Annotated in this window: 3 protein-coding genes; 2 read left to right on the forward strand and 1 reads right to left on the reverse strand. The window is 70.9% G+C overall.

Going from position 1 to position 3,536, the window contains the following annotated elements; translation table 11 throughout:
- Positions 1 to 388, reverse strand: a 388-nt coding sequence (locus tag ACFWM7_RS14920) for a MerR family transcriptional regulator (RefSeq protein ID WP_383260250.1), incomplete at its 3' end; no start/stop codon positions are given.
- Positions 389 to 912: 524 nt separating this feature from the next.
- Here ACFWM7_RS14920 and ACFWM7_RS14925 point away from each other — a divergent pair.
- Together ACFWM7_RS14925 and ACFWM7_RS14930 are read left to right on the forward strand one after the other, a co-directional pair.
- Complete coding sequence (locus ACFWM7_RS14925; protein WP_383260252.1) at positions 913 to 2,433, forward strand: SulP family inorganic anion transporter; 1,521 nt, start codon at positions 913 to 915, stop codon at positions 2,431 to 2,433.
- Between the two features lie 150 nt (positions 2,434 to 2,583).
- A partial coding sequence (locus ACFWM7_RS14930) for a serine/threonine-protein kinase (RefSeq protein ID WP_383260254.1) occupies positions 2,584 to 3,536 on the forward strand: 953 nt, incomplete at its 3' end.

Here is a 3,536-nt window from a genome sequence, read left to right on the forward strand (position 1 = left end):
CGTGCCCACGGGCGCGGAGGGTGGCCTCGAAGTCCTCGGCCCGGGCGAGCTGGACGCGAAGCTTCTCGACCTGCTCGGCGGCGGCCTGCTGATAGGCGCGGACCCGGGCCAGCAGCGCCTCGCGCCGTTCTGCGTCGAGCGGGTCGTCCCCGTCGAGCCGGTCGGTGGCGTCGAGCAGCTCGCGCATCTGGTCCAGGGTGAAGCCGAGCGGCTTCATCCTGCGGATGACCATGAGGCGGGCGACGTCGGTCTCGGTGTAGAGGCGGAAGCCGCCCCGGGACCGGGCGGAGGGGACGACGAGGCCGGTCTCCTCGTAGTGGCGGATGGTGCGCAGGGAGAGCTCGGTCCGTGCGGCGACCTCGCCGATCTGCATGTGCTTGCCGTCCACGCCCGTGCCTCTGGCCTCTCTCGTTCCCGGAAGGTTTCCGTCGGCCCACGGAGCTGTAGGCCCACGGAGCCTTAGTTCCACGGAGTCGTAGGCCCACGGAGCCTCAGTTCCACGGAGTCGTAGGCCCACGGAGCCGTGGACCTCCGGGTCCATGCCGATCGACGTCGATCTCTACTCTAACGTTAGGGTAGAGTCGCCGGAGGCGAGGTGGCGTACCGCTGCCCGTGTTGCGTCCGTGTTCCCGTGATGCCGTGCTCGGGGCCGATGGCGCCCCCGGTGAATGTTCGATTGTCGCAGGAGATGTGCGTGCGCGAGCCCAGGATGCCCGGCGCCGCCCCCTGCCCGCCGTGACGCATCGCCCCCGGACGTGATCCCGGCCGCGCCGCAGCGCGGTTCCGGCCCGTCCGGCTTCCGCTCTTCCGGCTCCGCGCTCACGGAGCCGTCCGCGGGGCCGCCCGGCCCCCCGCCACCTCCGCGCACCCGCCTGCTGACCGAGTGCGCCCTAGCCCGACAGGTCCCCTCCCTTGCCCTCCGCTTCCCCCGTCGTCTCCGTACCGTCCCCGCTCGCGCGCCTGCGCGGCCTGAAACCCGACTGGCTGTCCGACCCGAAGGTCTGGCGTACCGAGGTGCTGGCCGGCCTGGTCGTCGCGCTGGCCCTGATTCCCGAGGCGATCTCGTTCTCGGTCATCGCGGGCGTCGACCCGGCGCTCGGTCTGTTCGCCTCCTTCACCATGGCCGTGACGATCGCGATCGTCGGCGGGCGCCGGGCGATGATCTCGGCCGCCACCGGTGCGGTGGCGCTCGTCATCGCGCCCCTCAACCGGGAGCACGGCCTCGGGTATCTCATCGCCGCCGTCATTCTCGCCGGTGTCTTCCAGGTGGTCCTGGGGGCGCTGGGCGTGGCGAAGCTGATGCGGTTCGTCCCGCGGTCGGTGATGGTCGGCTTCGTGAACTCCCTGGCCATCCTCATCTTCATGGCGCAGGTCCCCGAGATGTGGAACGTCCCCTGGGGGGTGTACCCGCTACTCGTCGGCGGCCTCGCGCTCATGGTGTTCTTCCCCAGGGTCACCACGGTGATCCCGGCCCCGCTCGTCTCCATCGTCATCCTCACCGTGATCACGGTCGGCGCCGCCATCGCTGTGCCGACCGTCGGGGACAAGGGCGCCCTGCCGTCCGCCCTGCCGGTGCCGGGCCTGCCCGACGTGCCGTTCACCCTCGACACGTTGACGACCATCGCCCCTTACGCGTTCGCGATGGCGCTGGTGGGCCTCATGGAGTCGCTGATGACCGCGAAGCTCGTCGACGACCTCACCGACACCCGCTCGAACAAGACCCGTGAGTCCGTGGGACAGGGCATCGCCAACATCGTCACCGGCTTCTTCGGCGGCATGGGCGGCTGCGCGATGATCGGCCAGACCATGATCAACGTGAAGGTGTCCGGCGCCCGCACCCGCCTCTCCACCTTCCTCGCCGGCGCGTTCCTGATGGTGCTGTGCATCGTCTTCGGACCGGTCGTCTCCGACATCCCCATGGCCGCGCTGGTCGCCGTCATGATCATGGTGTCCTTCGCGACCTTCGACTGGCACTCCCTCGCGCCCGGCACTCTCAAGCGCATGCCCGCCGGAGAGATCGCCGTCATGGTGATCACCGTCGCGTGCGTCGTGATCACGCACAACCTCGCGATCGGCGTCGTCGTCGGCTCGGTCACCGCCATGGCCATCTTCGCCAGGCGTGTGGCCCGCGTCGCGGACGTCACCGCCGTCACCGATCCCGACGGCGCCACCGTGGTCTACCGGGTCACCGGAGAGCTGTTCTTCGCCTCGGCCAACGAACTCGTCGGCCGGTTCGACTACGCCGGGGATCCCGACCGGGTGGTCATCGACCTGAGCGCGGCGCACATCTGGGACGCCTCCTCCGTCGCCGCGCTCGACACGATCGGGAGCAAGTACGCCCAGTGCGGCAAGGCCGTCGAGATCACCGGCCTCAACGAGCCCAGCGCCCACCTCCACGACCGGCTCACCGGCGAACTCGCCGCCGGGCACTGACCCCGGGGCCCGGGTGACGGCGCGTCCGGAACCCGACAGCCCGCCCCGCCGCGTACCCACGCGGCGCACCGGCCGCCATACTGGAAGGGCCGGGGAGAGCACAGACCAGCGGCGGGCGACACGGGGAACAACGGGGGCGGGAAGCGGCAGATGGCGGACACCAGGCTGATCCAGAGCCGGTACCGGCTGCTCGAACTGATCGGGCGCGGCGGCATGGGCGAGGTGTGGCGTGCCCTCGACGAGTCGCTGGGCCGTCAGGTCGCCGTCAAATGTCTCAAACCCATGGGGCCCCAGCACGACCAGGCGTTCACCCGCGTCCTGCGCGAACGCTTCCGGCGCGAGGCCCGGGTGGCCGCCTCCCTCCAGCACCGGGGCGTCACCGTCGTGCACGACTTCGGTGAGTACGAGGGCGTGCTCTACCTCGTCATGGAGCTGCTCGACGGGCAGAACCTGAGCCAGCTGCTGGAGGAGAACCAGCAGCACCCGCTGCCCGTCGACCATGTCGTCGACATCGCGGAGCAGGTCGCCGACGCCCTCGGCTACACCCACCGGCAGGGCATCGTCCACCGCGACCTCAAGCCCGCCAACATCATGCGGCTGACCGACGGCACGGTGAAGATCTGCGACTTCGGCATCGCGCGCCTAGGCCACGACATCGGCATGTCCTCCCGGCTCACCACCACCGGCCTCGCCATGGGCACCCCGCACTACATGTCGCCCGAGCAGATCAGCGGCAGAGAGGTCGACCACCGCAGCGACCTCTACTCGCTGGGCTGCGTCCTGTACGAAATCGCCACCGGCGTACCGCCGTTCGACCAGGAGGACGCCTGGGCCGTGCTCGTCGGACACCGCGACACCCCGCCCCAACCGCTGCGCACCCACCGCGCCGACCTGCCGGGCTTCTTCGACCGCGTCGTCCTCGACCTGCTCGCCAAGGCCCCCGAGGAGCGGCCCGTGGACGCGGGCGACCTGCGCCGCCGGATCGTTCTCGGCCGGACCGGCGAACAGCCCGCGCTCGGACCGGGGCCCCTCACGCACCCCGGTCCCGGGCTGCTGCCGGCCCCGCGCGAGAGGGCGCTGCCCGCCTGGACCCGGTCCATGAC

It is taken from the genome of Streptomyces sp. NPDC058375 (genome assembly GCF_042723425.1).
Lineage (GTDB): Bacteria > Actinomycetota > Actinomycetes > Streptomycetales > Streptomycetaceae > Streptomyces > Streptomyces durocortorensis.